The organism is Paenibacillus sp. 01T442, from assembly GCF_056398345.1.
On sequence record NZ_JBFTPF010000001.1, the window covers coordinates 72018 to 88420 of the forward strand.

Genomic DNA, 16403 nt, shown 5'->3' on the forward strand with positions numbered 1-16403 from the left:
GTGTTGATAAATCGCTTAACAAGCATGCTGTTGGTCTTGGTATTGCTTTTCACGGCAAGCATCGTCGATGCAGCTGAACCGTCAACGAGTCTTGCTGCGATCGGACAGAAAAAGCAGAGCGAATCATTGACGATCCAAGGAACAACGAGCTTGCAGGAAGTCATCGTTCAGATTATGCGACCCAACAATACAATGTTGGAAATGGACCAACTGACGAAGGCGGAGCTGCTCACGGGTATGATGATAACATTGCCGACGAATGCACCACTGGGGAGCTATACGGTGAAGGTTGGTTCCGGAAGTGATGTCTGTGTGGCAACGTTCGTAGTTATTGCAAGCGGGGGTGGTGGTCCGGGGACAGAACCGGGGACGGATCCTGGCACAGATCCTGGCACAGATCCAGGGACAGAGGTTCCGCCTGTGGGGGAGGATACCCCGACAAATCCTGAGCTTCCTACCGTGAAGCCTGGCATCGGTGAACTTGYGCTGCAAGCTGTGAATGGGCAAGACGCAGCTGGCGTGGCGAAAGCGGCTGTGACACTGGAAGCGCTAGATCAGGCCTTCGCTAACTTGCAGGGCACTGCTTCGTCTAAGCTGACGCTGGACGTGCAGAAAGTGGAAGGGGCAGTTGCTTATGAAACGAGCCTTCCGGCGGCAGCCTTAACCGAAGGAGGCATGAAACGACAGCTGACGCTTCAAACCGAGTTCGGCTCGTTAACCTTGCCGAGCAACATGTTTACAACAGAGGTCATGGCAGGGAAAGCGAATGTGTCTATCACGTTGCGCCATGTCCAAGCAGATAGCTTCTCGGAGAAAGTGAAGACTGCGATTGGCAATCGGCCCATTGTGGACATTCATGTGAAACTTGATGGTAAACCGGTGCCCTGGGCCAATGCCCAAGCGCCAGTTAACGTATCAATCCCATACCAACCTACATTAACGGAGCGGAATCATCCTGATAACATCACGATATGGTATCTCGACGAGAGTGGACAGCCCGTACCTGTGACGAGCGGCAAATACGACGAGAGATCAGGGACGGTGACGTTTACCACCACACATTTTAGCTCATATGCCGTCGTCTATGTGTCGAAGACATTTGGAGATATCGCCAAATTCCCATGGGCTCAGAAGCAGATAGAGGCTCTGGCAGCTAAAGGAATCATAGCAGGAACATCGGAGCAGGCATTTTCTCCTGCGGACTCGATTAAACGTGCTGATTTTGTCTTGCTGCTCGTGCGGACTCTAGAAATGAATGCGTCAGCAGGGGAAAGCTTCGCGGATGTTCATGCTAGTGATTACTATCACGAGGCGGTTCAAACGGCAAGAACGCTCGGCATTACGCAAGGCTTTGGCGATAACCAGTTCAAGCCGAATCAAATCATTTCCAGACAGGAAATGATGACGTTTACAGCGAGAGCACTGACCATCGCCGGTAAGCTGAAGCCTACTGGAGCCGGATCTGGCACGGATTTGGCAGCTTTCAAGGATGCAGCTGACGTAGCGAGCTATGCGTCAGAGAGCATCAAGGCGTTGATTCAGCAAGGGATCATCGAAGGAAGCAACGGCTTGCTGCAACCGTTGGCTAGTACGAGCAGAGCGGAAACAGCCGTAATGCTGTACCGGATTTATCATTTATCGGGAGGTAGGTAAGGATGGGATCATTTAAAAAGCATTGTGCTGCACTGACTGCAGCCCTCATGCTCACTTCAGCCGCCGTAAGTTTTGCCCCGCAATCTGCGCATGCAGCGAGCGTGAACATGGAGGCGGACTATGCGGTCTCAGAAGGATCGCTTGTGCGAACGGAGCAATTTAACAATACGAATTACACCCCACTGCCTGTTCATGTCGTGGATGAATTGAAAGGGATTAAAACGAAGGTCGTACGGGATTTTGTCAAAATCAACTGGTATTACAATAAAGATAGTGCGAACAGTGATTATTTGGCCTACTCCATTGACGATGCGCGAAATGCGAACAATCCAGATTTGCTGAGCGCACGCAAAGAAACGTATGACTTCATGTCTCAATTTTCCGATTCCCTGCTGATCTCCCTTGCGTACTCCTATGGCGGCGACGCGAATCCGGAGAAGAACCGTTTGATCGCAGGTGAAACGACGATGAATTGGCCGGAATTTGATAAGGCCATGAAGAAAATTATTTATACGTTGAAGGAGAAAAATCCAAAGCTCGAATACATCGAGGTCGGCAACGAACCGAACTTGGAGCCGGCATTTTACGGGCATACCAAGGAAGACATTCCCGGTTATATGCGCATGTATCAAGGGATGTCAGAAGCTGTGAAATGGGTCAATACCCAAGGGCTCACTGGCCAATCCGTTAAGGTGGGGGGACCGGTTTTATCTGGATATAATTTTGACAAGCAGAAGCAGTTTGTCGATATCGCTTATGCGAATGGTTATCAAGTGGATTTCGTTTCTTGGCACCGCTACCAAGAGGATGTGCGGATGAATGAGACACAGGAAATTGAGATGAAAGGCTATCTGCACAGGTTTTATCCGAATGCCACCACCATTGTGAGTGAGTACGGTTGGAAAGGCGGTGGCGGCTTAAGCGATGCGACGAACAATGTCGGTCTCGCCAAGCAAGCGGCTTTCATGACGGATTCGGCCTACTTTTATGCGCGTGGAGGCACCGACATCCCGATGAATTGGGTCGCGGTGCATACGCTCAACGCCTATTTCAAAAACCAATTTGATGTCGACTATGCGTTAAGCAACGGGGATACGACGAATTGGCAATCTTTTACCAATAGCAATCCGCGATCCTTACAGTATTTGAACTTGCGCGGTTGGCGTGAATCCGCTTCGACGTCGAAGCCGATGAAAATCAAAGAGATTCGCTTCTTTGACAGCAGCAATAATCCCATTCCAATACCGAATGCACTTAATGATCCTAGCATTGCAGCTGTAACAGACAATGATGATGCAACTCAATTTACGCAATCCGACTATTGGACGTGGTTGAAGTTTGATTTAGGCTCGAATGCGCCAGCGATCGCGCGAGTGGATATCAAATGGGGGAACACGGACATCAACACGTTCCAACTCATCGGGACGAGTGATAAGCTGAAATATTACGAGGTGCTCGGTCATACTTTTTTCACACCATATTTCAATACAATGCGCATGTTTGCTCAGTTGGGGGATACGCGCGTTAAGACAAGCGGCGGCAGCACGGACATCTATGGTACACGGATGTTAGCCACGAAGAACAGCGATACGAAAGCTACGATGATGGTTTGGAACAAGCAAGGTGACGGGACAGCATCCGCCAATGTGGATATTAGTGTGAAGAATTTACCTGCGGGCTTTCAAGGGAAAAGCGTACGCTACAAAAAGCTGCTGGTCGATGAATCCCACAGTAATCATGCTTATAACAAAATAGATGATCTGCAAATGGTCGACGAAGGGATCGTCAATCTCACCGACACGATCGTGCTAAGCCAAACGCTGGAGAAAAATGCGGTCATGCTCATCGAGCTGGAAGCCGTAGATCCGAGCATCAAAAATATCGTGTCCGCAGGTAAAACGGTGACCCTATCACAAGGCATGAAGGGCGGAGCCAACCTCGTGGATGGCTATGATACAACGGCAGCTATTGCTGCGAATAACACGTATCCGCAAACAGTGATAGTCGATTTAGGCAAGTCCTACCAACTCGCGGGTATGGGCATCGATTGGACGAATAGCGCTTCCAGAGGGTACACGTATAAAATCGAGACCAGCCTGGACGGTGTCAATTTTGTACTAGCATCGGATATGACATTTAGCTCGAACCCGGCCTACGTACCGCCTTTGGGAAATAGTCTGGCTTGGTTCACCGGGAAAGCACGCTATGTGAAACTAACGGTAACAGGCTCTACGTACGATGGCCCGCTATCGATCAATGAAGTGAAAGTATTTGCAGATGGGATGTACAAAAACGGGTTCGAATCCACCGCTGATCGGGATACTTCCGCTTGGACGATGATCGGGTACAGCAGCGCCTCTACGCCATGGACATTCGCAACCGACAGTGTGACGAACAACACTTACGCGATTCCGGTAAATACGTACGGTACAACACCTAGTTTTGCCATCCTTGKGGAAGACTTAAAGGACTATGGGGTCGAAGCTCGTGTTAAGGTGGCGAATAGCAGCTACACAGGTCAAGTACAGATGGGGTTGCTGGCTAGAGCGAGCACATACAATAGTCAGTATTATTTTAAAATAATGAGAACGAGTACGACCAATCAAGCTATTCTGGAAAAAAGAATCAGCGGAACGACGACGGTTCTTGCAACGGTTGATTTGCCGACAGCAATTGATTCGTCGAAATGGTATAAGCTCAATCTAGAAACGATTGGCACAACATTGAAAGGCTATGTCGATGGTGAACTTGTCATTGAAACAACAGATGCAAGCCGTACGAGTGGTAAATTCGGCTTACGCAGTCATGACGCCTTAGCAAGCTTCGATGATGTGAGGGTATATCCAATTGTACCTTTGCTCGGCAGTATCAAAGTAGACGGCGTGGCGATCAACGGATTTGATCCAAAGATCAACAGCTACACCGTGCTTGTGCCTTCGACGACAAGTACCGTGACGGTTACTGGATCAGCCTATGGGACTGGCAGCATCGCCGTTTCGCCAGCTTCAGGGCAAGTGACGTTTGATGCGGTAGGCCAAGAGAAAACCTATACGATTGCGGCTTTATCGAGTGAAGGGAATGGGGCGAATTACTATTCGCTTAGACTCAAGCAAGCCAGCTCAGATGCGACGCTAAGCAGCTTAAGGCTGTCCGTGGTCACTGACCCACTGACAGATCCAGGTCAGAAGCTGCCAGCGATGAGTATTGCACTTATCCCAGGGCAAACGGATTATACGATTCACGTACCTTCCAGGACGAATTATGTCAAAGTCGTTGAGGCTGTGCCGACAGCGAGCAATGTGGCAACCGCGCAGATCTCCGATGCCGTTATGGTGAATGGAACAGGTACTGCGAAGGTGACAGTTACCTCAGAAGCTGGTACATCTACCGTATATACGCTGCATTTGGTAGCCAATGCTGAAGCTCCGACTGGTGCGGTGCTGTACCAGGAACATTTTGAAAATGGCAGCTTCAATGTTGATCCTACTACAGGGTGGAACAATGGGGCATCGCCGAATGGCGCTTCCTCACATCTGCGAGTCGTGGATGAAGAGCAAGGTAAGGTGCTTGAGAAATATACAACGACAAGCATGGCGTTTACCGTAGGTCAAAGTGCATGGAAGAATTACGATGTGCGAGCAAGGGTCAAAGCGCAAGTCGGAACCTCACTGCCAGGTGTGATTGCGCGCGCTTCCGATGATGCGAAGAACTTCTATATGCTGCGTATTCATAATGGCACCAATGGCTTAGCGGGCGGCAGTACAGGCTATGTGGCCTTGGGCCGTATGGTGAATGGCAGTTTGAAGGAACTGGACAGCAAAAAAATTCCTTATCCGTACATCGTCGGGAACTGGTATCAATTGAGACTGATCGTGGATGGCAATCATCTCAAGGGCTATGTGGATGATAACCTCATTTTCGATGAAATCGATAATGGCGCTTTGTTCTCCTCGAATCCACCTGCCTTAACGCAAGGGAAAGCGGGTATTCGAGTCGCTAATCAAGTAGCCAGAATCGACGATTTCGTCGTGACCGAATTGACAGATGACGTTGTCGTCGTGCCGCCGGTGGATACACCTTTACCTTTTTCCATACAAGGTCAATTGAACAGAAGTAATGGTCTAAGTGCGAGTGTACTTGTTAACCGTACGGCAAATGCAGCTGATCATCCGGGAACGGAAGTTGTCTATTTCCAATTGCTCAAAGGGACAACACCTATTTCTTATGTTGCTATGGAAGGCGAAGTGGGAGCGGGTCATCGTGTAGTCGGACACTTCGATGTAGCGGACCCTGAGAATTTAAGCTATCACGTGCATGCTTTCGTGGTTAGTTCATTGGATCTCTTGAACGAAAGTTTGCCGCTTGCGCTATCGAATAAGCTGGACMTTGAATAAATGAAATAGACAGGCTGTAATCCGACTATCGCGTCGTGGTTACGGCCTGTTTTTGATAGAAAGTCGAGATATGACTATAGACGACAACATTTGAATCCGCTTACAATTACGTTGTCTTCAGCGGTACGCGCGGCCGAGGGAGCATCTTATAGGTGAGGAGTGGTACGCAGTTGAACACGAATTGTTCGAGCTTTTTGATCAAGGTAGTGATGATTCTTTTAACTGTGGTGATAGGCCTTACGTGCTTACCGCTCAGCATTCCGATTGCCGCAGCGGCCGATACGATTACCCTTACGAAAGGGACGACTTACCAATCGATTGATGGTTTTGGAGCGGCGGCGAATAAGCCCGTCTACGACTTGCAGCACAATATGAGCACGGGGAATCAAAGTGCTATTCTGGATAAACTTTTTCTCAACAGTGGCTCTAATGCTGGACTTACGATGATTCGTTGGGAAATTAATCCCTACAAGCTAAGCGAGGACGCATCGGGCATTGAGATTTCCTACTGTGGATGGAACAATTGCACAGAAGATTGGACCACGGATTCGCACCAAAGATGGTTTGCAGACCAGGCCTTGTCCCGTTATAGTGCAATGCAGTTCTATGCCGTTCCATGGAGTCCTCCTTCGTGGATGAAAGACTCAGCTACTGTGAAAGGTGGCCATTTGCTTTCAACTCGCTATACGGATTATGCCAACTATGTGGCGAGATGGGTCCAGAAATATCGGGGGGATTTCGGATACAATGTCAAATGGCTAAGCATTCAAAATGAACCTGATTACGAGAATCCCCTATGGGCTACCGCTCGGTACTATAACGCAGAAATGGACAGTGTCATTGGTGAGGTTGATAGCGCTCTAACCAGCAAAGGGATTAGGTCGCAGGTCAAGCTAACGTCCCMTGAGGCCACATCGGAGAATGTCGCGATGAATTTTCTGAACAATATGCCAACGAACAAGAGCCTCGTGGACTATGTGGCTTATCATAATTATGGCAATGACAATAGCACGCTTTATGCGGAAACAAAGCCAAAACTAATGACGGAATATAATTTTAAGGATGAGACGAACAATCTCTGGGATCCTGCCAATACGACCTATGATAACCAACAAGCAATCGATTTAGCAGTCAAAATTCATCGTGCACTGACAACCGGCGGCTCGAAGCGGCCAAAGGGTTCTTGTATTGGTGGAGTGTTGGCAGCAATGAGAGCTTGGCGCAACAGTTGATCAATCTGGATACGAGCGGAGGCACGTATGCAACGAGTAAGGTCTTATACGCGATGGGGAATTTCAGCCGTGTGATGAGGCCAGGTTATGTTCGCATTCAATCGACATCTAGCAACCCGTCCTTATTGGTCGTGGCGACAAAAATCAATTCTACCAGTAAAGCGCAGCTCGTCGTCATCAACACCTCATCGTCGGATATCACGGCTACCGTGAGCGGGTTCAGTACAACCTCAACCGCAGCGTCCAAGCTCAAAACCAGTGCCACCGATAACCTTACCAACATGAAGGATGTCACACTCTCAGGGGGATCGTTTACACAAACGTTTTCAGCCAAATCTGTTTATTCTTTTTCGGAGAAATAGACAAGGAAAATTAAAAGAGTATGTCATATCAAAGAAGCCACTCCATTGGAGTGGTTTTATTTTTATATACGCATGATGTGAAAAGTCAAAATTTTGGAGTGAAATGTCATATTATTGGAGCCTACCAGGGAAAATCATAAAATATAATGAAAAAGCGTCATAGAAAGCGCTTTCTTACTTGGGGCGATATCAACATTTTAGGGAGGGGAAAAATTGAGCAAGAACTTACAGCAGTTATTCGCATTCATCCTCATCATAGCGCTCGTGTGCAGTGCTATTCCGGGTGGCAAAGCTAATGCTTTGGAGAAAAGTGAGGAGCCAGGTTTACTGGCTTGGTACAAACTGGATACGCCTTATGAAGTTAGCGGCAAAACCGTGGCAGAGGATTCCTCCGGTCAAGGCCATCATTCCATCAGTGCAATCGGCACTTGGGTCGAGGATGGCGGGGTATACGGAGGGGCCCTATCGTTTAACGGCATCTCTGATCTAATTCAGCTGAATTTGGGATCGACGCCAGCAGGATCATACCTGAAAGATGCCTTCACTGAGCATTCCGCTTCGTTATGGTTTAAAGCCAACGACACGCAAAAGCTGCAGGTGCTGTACGAACGCGGAGGCAATGCGTCGGGTATGGCGTTGCAATTGAATGCGAACAAGCTGGAGGCTGCAGTTGCGAGCGCTGACGTGAGGGGAATTGTATCGGTTGATTTTACGGATACCACCTCTTGGCACCATGCGATGATTACGTTCAATAACGGCGTGTTCACGCTGTACCTGGATGGGAAGGTCGCAGCGACGAAGACTGTGCCGTTTACTAAAGTAAACACGGCGCTTAACGAAGCGGCCATCGGTGCAAAATATGCGGTCTATGCATTCGGTGGGGATAACCAGACTGGAGCTTGGTTCAACGGGATGATCGATAATGTGCGTTTGTACGACAAAGCGGTTACACCGTCTATTGAAGTGACCGGGATCAGCTTGAATAAGGCACGGTTGACCACGACGGTCGGCGAATCGGTGTATCTGGACGCTTCTCTCCAGCCGTCTTTCGCTACCAATCGAAATATCACCTGGACGTCCAGCGATGAGTCTGTCGTGACGGTTGCTGTTTATGGTCCAACACAAGCAGCGATCGAAGGAAAAAAAGCAGGCACTGCAACCGTTACGGTGACAACGGAGGATGGACATTATACGGCTGCAAGCGTTGTGACCGTGCTTCCTGCACGGATCTCCATGCCTTTTGAGGGATTAGACGCTTGGTACAAGCTGGATGCGCCATTCAGTTATAGCGGCAAGCAAGTTGCAGAGGATTCCACAGGTAATGGGCATCATTCTGTAAGCGCTATCGGGAGTTGGCTGCCAGATGGTGGTGTTGATGGAGGAGCCTTCTCCTTCAATGGATTGACAAGCACCATTCAACTCAATACGAATACAATGCCCTTCTTGAGGGACGAGTTTTCCGCATTCACCGCAGCGATGTGGTTTAAGCCGACAGATTTGAATACCAGACAGGTATTGTTCGAGCGCGGAGGCAATGGGGCAGGATTGGCGATTCAAATGAATGGGGGCAAGCTAGAGGCAGCGATTGTGAATAACAAACCTGCCATTGATCGCGTCATTCTTTCCACAGCGCTGACTGGTGCAGACCAATGGCATCACGTAGCTGTCTCATTTGGCAACAAATCCTTTAAGTTATTCCTAGACGGACAATTGGCGAAAGAAACCACGACGTCCTTCGATAAAGTTGCCGCAGCCGCTAACGAAGGGGCGCTCGGTGCAAGATTCGCAGTTGACGCTTTCGAAGGGCCGACAACCGGGGCTTATTTTAGCGGGGTTATCGATGATGTACGTTTGTACAATGCCGCTGTCGAGCCTATCTTGGGTGCCGTCCACCCGCAAAGCGTCAGTCTGGATCGGGCTGCGGTCACGATTGGGGCTGGCCTTACACAGGAGCTGACTGCAACGGTTTTCCCGAAGCACGCAACGAATCAAGATCTGATCTGGACTTCCAGCAATGAATCCATTGCGAAGGTGATGTCGAAGAGCAATTTGAAGGCATCTGTGCAAGGGGTATCGGTAGGTACGGCGACCATCACCGTGACGACGGTCGATGGGAAATACTCGGCGCAGAGTAGCGTGACCGTTGAGAATATTCCGGTAGCGGGGGTCGGTCTTACACCTGCGGCAGCAGAAATTCTGATAGGAACGACACAGGCCTTAACATCGACATTCACACCGACGAATGCGACGAACCAGAGGGTGAATTGGTCTTCTGACAACCCGACTATCGCATCGGTGAACGAAGCGGGTGTCGTTACGGCACTTCAGCCAGGTACAGCGATGATTACCGTCACGACCGTAGATGGCGCTCATACGGCTTCTGCGGTTGTGACAGTAAAAGGGATCTCGGTCTTGACGGTCTCACCAAATCACTCAAAAGTTGAGTTAACGTTGGGGGGGACACATTTGTTGTCAGCCGTCATCTGGCCTAAGAACGCCACGAATCGGAATGTATCCTGGTCAACCTCCGATGCTTCCGTAGCAACGGTTGATTCGAACGGCCGGGTGACAGCTGTCGGTCTGGGCAGAGCGTTCATTACGGGAACAACCGAGGACGGAGGCTTGTCGGCGAGCAGTGAAGTCACCGTCATCCCTTCCGCCATTGAGAAAGTAGATAACCTGTTCAGAGTCGATTCGGGGTCTGACCTTGGCAAGAAGGCTACCCTCTACGACGGAACGATCGAGAAGTATAACGGTTACTATTATGCGATGGGCACCGGAACTTTGGGGAAAGTGTATCGCTCGAAGGATATGATCCACTGGGAAAGCCCGTATCGGTTAATTTCGAATGACCCGAGTACGATGCCGCAGGCGGTGACTCCATCCGATCACAACGAATTAGGCGCATCCGATTTGTTTTTCCATAACKGGGTGATGTTCTATATCTACAATGGTACCTCATTGATCTACGGGGACCCTAGCAAGATGAATACGTCACCGAATTTCGAGTACGCCCTCAAAGATAAGAAGTATGATGATGGGATTGACCCTCAATTATTCGTTGCGCACAACGGAGATTTAATCTTACTGCGCAAGGTAAATCCGGACGAGGTGGATCCTAATACCGGGGCAGCCAAGCCGGCGAATGCCGGTGCATGGCTCTGGGACGTGCAATCCTTCTTCAACGAGAAGGGCAATCCGGGCAGAAGCAAAGCGATCGAAACGGTTCATACACAGAAGGGCCACTGGGCCAATGTGAACTTCGTCAATTTCGAAGGACCGGAGTTATTTTACCATAATGGCGAGTATTACATGCTGTATGTCGGCAATCAGATGTTTCCGGAAACAGGACTTTATGAGACCGGGGTAGCGCAAGCCGATAGCTACGATAAAATAACGAACGATTCCAAATACCCGGGTAAGCTGCTGGCACGCAATATTGAGGGGCTGCTGCTGAAATACAACGTCATCCTGCCGACGGCCGAGCATGGCAGCCAGCCATATCAATATACCTTTAATGCGCCTCAGGCAGGCTGGAACGCGATTGGCTCCGATTTGAACGGTTGGATGACCGGGGAGGGCGGCTTCGGCTGGCCGGATACGAGAACGGGGAAAATCCCGACCATTTACAACAACGGGAAAACGGCGCCATCCGAGATTTGGGCGCACCCGAGCGGTCAAGCCTCTATGTGGGCGAAACGCTCCTTCCATTTGGATGCTGTGCCGGAGACTACGGTCCTTCGCTACCGTCTGGAAGGCTATGGAAAGCTGTATGTGAACGGCAAGCCATTCTACACTTTCGGTGGTCAGCAGCGCGCCTACAAAATGGTTGAAGTTCCCGCTGATTTGCTTCATGCCGGCGAGAATGTGATCGCCGTAGAGATCAGTAAAAATGGCGGGGCCTCCTTGAATTACTACCATCTAGATTTTGGTCTGTATGATACGAACGGGCATCCTGTGGAACCCGACATTATCGGACCATCGCAGCCGAATATGATTAAGGGGCCGAATGGTTTTGAGGATTGGGTCACCTATAAAGCTTTTTGGAACAGTGATGAAGGGCAAGGGAAGGATCGTGTCTATTTCTGGGATCAAGAGATGGTCGTTGACGGACCAACCTCCTATGATTCGGAAGGCATTCATCCGGAGGCCTGGACACCAACGTTCCAAGACAGGTTCGATTCGGAAGACAGCTTGCAGCATTACGAAGTGCCGAGCGCCGGCGGCCTATCAATTGATAACGAGGCTTTGTATGTTAATGCGCCTGGCGATTCGAAACAAGTGCTGCTGAACGGATACGAAGCGGAAAATGTGTTTGTGGAGGCCAATCTTCGATTCGACGACAAAGATTTCGGAGATGAGGGGCAAGCCGGTATTGTTGCCTGGCATCAGGATGAGAACAACTATGTGAATGTGTTGATCGACCGCGATGACCGGAAGCTTATCGTCCAGTCCCGCATAGACGGTGTTACGGAAAGCGCGGTCACAGATTTACCTTCAACGTTCGCGTTCATGGAGAATGACTCGCGTGTTAAAGATTACGCGGAGCAATATCATACGCTCAGAGTGTACAAGAACGGGTCCAAATTGTTTGCGGAATTGGATCACTACACGCTTAACGATGATCGGCCGGTGTTTGAGCAGGAGGCAATGGCTGCTCCAGGGCGAATCGGCTTAATCAGCAACAAGGCGAAGGTTCGGATGGATAACGTAACCGTAACGACCGGTTGGAGCGAATACGGTACGTACATCAACGGTTGGGATGAATCATGGTCGGTTTCGGAGAAGGGCTTGCAGTCCCCTGCGGCCGGGGAAGCGATCACGGTCAAGGGTGATCGGACGCTTGGGCATGAATTTTCGGTCAATGTAAATACGGGGGCCTTGCCAGACACTGGTAAAGCGGGCGTCATTCTTGAGTATGTTGACGACCAGAACTACGTGACGGCAAGTACGAATTATGCCACGAACGAATTCGAGTTGCGCAAGATCGTGGATGGTCAGGAGGAACTCATGGCCGTCGCTCCCACAGCGAGAGATACGATCTATGGGCACAGCAACTACGCAGAGAACGGCCAGCGCGAGTATGTGTACGATCTGCGTGGCGAAGCGGAAGTTTCATCGGCCAAGATTCTATGGTTCAATGGTCTGTTCCCGTACATGAACAAGAACTTCGAGCTGCCCGATTCGACATCGGCAAATTTCAAGTTCGATAGTCAGAAGGACGGTTGGAACTCGGTACCGTTCGCATATCAGGACAAGGGAAAAGGTGCTTATCATATCGCCGACTTTACGAACCCTGTAAAAACTAGTCAACTTCGACTGAGCGTACCTTCAGATTTGAATCGCCCGTTCTCCTTCGCCCTTCGTGAAGAGATCAGCGCGCAAAACTTCTATAAGGTTGTTCGATCAAAGGGAAAAATCTACGTTTGGGTGAACAACAATCTGATCTTTGACGCAGAGGATCCTTTCGAAAATAGACCCGCACAGGCAGGCCTTTATTCAGATGGGATTCAGGCGACATACAATGCCTTTACCAGCTTCGACGTATCGGGACAACTCTCCGCTAGCGACAATGGCGGCGATTCTCTGATCGTGAAAGCGGAGGTGGCAGGCCAAGCAGGTAGCAATGGATGGTACGTTTCGGATGTACAGGTTACTTTGCGTCCAGAAGGCGAAGGCTTGGGTCATGCTAACATATCCTACAGCCTGGATGCGGGGGACACATGGCACGCGTACAGCGAGCCGATTGTGATTTCCGCTGAGGGTCGAAGTGAGCTTCGCTATCACGCCGACGATGGGGCTGGGAATACGACGGAGACTGCAACGTTGACCATCAGCATCGATAAGACGGCACCGGTCATCGCGTTAAATGGAGCGTCCAAAGTGACCGTGCCATTCGGCAGCACGTATCGCGATCAAGGCGCAACGGCAACGGATAATATCGGACCTGTGGGCAAGATTACTGTCACAGGTGAAGTGAATACCAACAGGGCAAGTACCTATACGCTGCGCTACAATGTGTCCGACCAAGCGGGGAACGCTGCTACGGAAGTAGTACGCAAGGTGACGGTCGAGGAGGAAGAGGATTCTACCGGAACCGAGGAGCCTGTCGACGAAGGCAACCAAACGGGGGAAACCCCTGCTGGAGAAAGCACTGCGCCGCCATCTTCCGGGAGCAAGGAACAGCAAACGGATGTGAGCCCCGAAGAAAATAAGCAGTTGGAGCTGGAAGGCGGAGTAAAGATTCAAATTCCTGCCGGCGCCGTGTCTTCGAAGGGGACGATTCATATCGCGGTCGTTGAACCCGACCAGATTCCCGCGAATGGCGATCTTCGATCGGTTAGCCAGATTTTCGAATTATCAAGTACGACTGGCGATCGGTTTTCAAAACCGCTTGAGATTTCATTCGTCTACGAAGCCAAGCAATTGAAGCCGGGGAGCCAACCGGCCGTGTACTATTATCAAGAAAGCCAGAAGCGTTGGATCTTCATCGGCGGAACCGTAAATGAAGATGGAACGATCCGGGTGAGTGTCGATCACTTCACGAAGTTTGCTGTCTTCTCCTATGAACCGGCAGAGATGAAAGATATGGCGAATCATTGGGCAGCAAGCTACGTTCGACGCCTCACAGGGATGAATGTCACAGCCGGATACACGGACGGAAGTTTCCAACCGGAAGCAATCGTAACGAGGTCCGAATTCGCTAAGATGCTGGTTTCGGCCTTAGGTCTTAAAGCAGCTTCCCGCAAAACGAACTTCTCGGATGAAACGGATATCCCTTCTTGGGCGAAGCCGTACATCGTGGCGGCAGTGGAAGCGGGCCTGATTAAAGGCTACGAGGAAGCAGGCACGACTAGCTTCAAAGGTGAGCTCACAGTGACCCGGGCCGAAGCAGCAATAATGACGGCAAGAGCTTTGCAGAACTACGGAAACAGTAAAGCTGGCTTGACGAGCAAGGCACCGAGTTTGAAAGACGCTTCGGATATTCCGTCTTGGGCGAAACCATCGATCGATAATGCTCTATCTGCGGGCATCCTGAATGGTTACGAGGATGGCACTTTCCGCGCTGGCCAAACAACAACGAGAGGCGAAGCAGCCGCTATGATTTACAAATTGCTGACCGCGTTGGGCATTTAGCTTTAAGCACGAGGAGAAGGTTGGAATCTGGCCTAATTTGCTCCCGTCAGAAGCTATCCGCAAAAACGCAAAGGAGCTAAGCGCAAACACGCTTAGCTCCTTTTTTATTTCTATTTTTGGCTTTTGCATACATAACAAGGGGCAAATACAAACTGGATTATCCTAGTTTAAGTAGACAGAACCCTCAGGTAAAACAGTATCCTTATCGACCGCAATGATGCCTACTCCTCCGGGGATGTAAACTGCGACTGTATCCTCATCAATTAAATAACGGCCCGGCACATAAATATCATGGACAAGGGTGTAAACATAACCATTCATATACGTGTAGGATGGTGCCTCCATTGCTGTCTCGGTTGCGGCGCTAATGACGCTCGGAACCATTAGACACGAAGTTGCAAGAAGCAAAGCCAATTTTGTTTTGAGAAATTTCATTTGTACCACTCTCCCAGTCTGTATTATTTATTTTAACTTTATAAAATATATATAAACGATTTCCATATATTTGAATCAGCCCATGATGATTTTATTGTTGATGGAGCAGGTCCGTCGCTTTGAGCGTTTCATGGTGTACAAATCTCATTAAACATATATTAAGTCTGCAAATTTAATTTTGCAGGCTTTTTGTAATATGCGGGTTGCGAGTTAGGTTGGGATGTGGGGAGTGGGAATGGTGTAGGAGTAGTTGAAGGAGATTAGATGGATTTTCTGTAGTTAAATTATAGGATTTTTCGATCAAACGCAGTTTAGATGGATAACGTACAGTTAATTTTAACCATTTTACCCGATCTGAGAAAAAGAGTCAGTTTTACCTACATGTTTTACAGTTAATTCGAGTTTTTGAGGAAATTTCGTGTAAATAGCGGTATCTTTTCCAGTTAAAATGTTTCACAGGGTAAGGTGGCTATATCTCCCCATTAACACATTCATCCTTTGACGGCAGTGTACTAATAAACCCGTGGAACCCCAAAAATTCACAGACTGTTCACTTATGAAGAGGGTACTGCAGCCGCTATACTAACAAGGAAAAAGAAAGGATGATAGAACTTGCCAACAACGAAGAAAGAAGAATTTTATTTTGGATTGATGATGTGCTTTGGAATGGTTGTATTTATGACAATGTATAATCTATTTACACACGGCTTGATGGGGAGCCTATCAGTGTGGGAGATTTTCATTCAACTTGTTCAAATTTTTATTATTGCAACCTTATTGGAATTATTTGTTGTTGGTCCTGTGGCCAAGAAATTGGCGTTATCAATACCCTATGACAAATCTAAAAAGGTGTTTGTGATTCTCTTCTTAGCATTTTTCATGGTGAGTGGAATGGTTCTCTGTATGTCCTTGTATGGATTGGGAAATGCTTATTTTTCTGATAGCTTGCATGGAGATTCATTGCTGGAGAGTTACTTTACTCTAGTCTTTAAAAATTTTATTTTCGCTTTTCCTCTTCAACTCATTATTGTGGGGCCGCTTGTTCGGTATATATTTGTTAAGGTAGTTAAGAAAAGAATTGCGGTATCTTTGCGCTAGATGAAAAACGAAGCCCTAGGGAATGAATCCCAGGGCTTTGTGTCGTTTGTTAATCACATTAATATGTTTATAGGCAGAGTTATTTTTCTTGA

Annotated in this window: 7 protein-coding genes; 6 read left to right on the forward strand and 1 reads right to left on the reverse strand. The window is 48.9% G+C overall.

Translation table 11 applies throughout. The features are described 5' to 3' along the window. The 5 genes from AC1DLM_RS00380 to AC1DLM_RS00400 all read left to right on the forward strand — a co-directional run bounded on the left by AC1DLM_RS00380 (position 1) and on the right by AC1DLM_RS00400 (position 14778). A complete protein-coding gene (locus AC1DLM_RS00380; RefSeq protein WP_477568724.1) occupies positions 1 to 1653 on the forward strand; it encodes an S-layer homology domain-containing protein in 1653 nt (550 codons plus the stop codon). 2 nt (positions 1654 to 1655) lie between these two features. Continuing rightward, complete coding sequence (locus AC1DLM_RS00385) at positions 1656 to 6047, forward strand: 3-keto-alpha-glucoside-1,2-lyase-like domain-containing protein (RefSeq protein WP_477568725.1); 4392 nt, start codon at positions 1656 to 1658, stop codon at positions 6045 to 6047. Positions 6048 to 6217: 170 nt separating this feature from the next. Continuing rightward, complete coding sequence (locus AC1DLM_RS00390) at positions 6218 to 7279, forward strand: glycoside hydrolase (RefSeq protein ID WP_477568726.1); 1062 nt, start codon at positions 6218 to 6220, stop codon at positions 7277 to 7279. Continuing rightward, a complete protein-coding gene (locus AC1DLM_RS00395) occupies positions 7264 to 7641 on the forward strand; it encodes a hypothetical protein (RefSeq protein ID WP_477568727.1) in 378 nt (125 codons plus the stop codon). The genes AC1DLM_RS00390 and AC1DLM_RS00395 overlap by 16 nt, the downstream gene beginning before the upstream one ends. Positions 7642 to 7854: 213 nt before the next feature. After that, positions 7855 to 14778 (forward strand): Ig-like domain-containing protein, encoded by a 6924-nt coding sequence (locus tag AC1DLM_RS00400; RefSeq protein ID WP_477568728.1) that lies wholly within the window; start codon positions 7855 to 7857, stop codon positions 14776 to 14778. Positions 14779 to 14940: 162 nt separating this feature from the next. On the opposite strand, the gene AC1DLM_RS00405 is transcribed toward AC1DLM_RS00400, so the two are convergent. Next, the gene (locus AC1DLM_RS00405) at positions 14941 to 15213 is read right to left on the reverse strand and encodes a hypothetical protein (RefSeq protein ID WP_477568729.1); all 273 of its coding nucleotides are present in this window, start codon (positions 15211 to 15213) and stop codon (positions 14941 to 14943) included. Positions 15214 to 15825: 612 nt separating this feature from the next. Here AC1DLM_RS00405 and AC1DLM_RS00410 point away from each other — a divergent pair. Continuing rightward, positions 15826 to 16311: a DUF2798 domain-containing protein gene (locus tag AC1DLM_RS00410; RefSeq protein ID WP_477568730.1), complete on the forward strand. Its 486-nt coding sequence runs from the start codon at positions 15826 to 15828 to the stop codon at positions 16309 to 16311. Positions 16312 to 16403: the final 92 nt, after the last annotated feature.